The organism is Pseudomonas sp. SIMBA_041 (assembly GCF_046535095.1).
GTDB lineage: Bacteria > Pseudomonadota > Gammaproteobacteria > Pseudomonadales > Pseudomonadaceae > Aquipseudomonas > Aquipseudomonas mucoides.
This window is the reverse complement of sequence record NZ_JAWRXJ010000388.1, coordinates 1-267: the sequence shown is the minus strand read 5'-3', so window position 1 is coordinate 267 and position 267 is coordinate 1. Positions and strand designations below refer to the sequence as shown.

Genomic DNA, 267 nt, shown 5'->3' with positions numbered 1-267 from the left:
GCCCTTGTACCAGTGGAAGGTGCTGACCAGCAGCATGCTGACACTGCCCAGGGCCAGCAGCGCATAGGTCATCAGGTTGAGCGGCAAGGTGTCGACGAACAGCAGCACCAGGCCGCTGACTGCTGCCACCAGCATCTCGCCTTGCAGCAGGCGGTTCAGCCGCGGCGAATTGCACGGCGAGAAGAAATGCAGGGTGAAATACAGCCCGGCCAGGCCCGCGAGCACCAGGGTGAGATAGGCAGCGGGCGTTTGCGCACTGTGCCACAC

The 267-nt window shown here is 63.7% G+C and carries 1 protein-coding gene; it reads right to left on the bottom strand.

Annotation, left to right across the window (positions count from 1 at the left end):
• Positions 1–267, bottom strand: a 267-nt coding sequence (locus SB725_RS31605; protein ID WP_410923377.1) for a 7TM diverse intracellular signaling domain-containing protein, incomplete at both ends; no start/stop codon positions are given.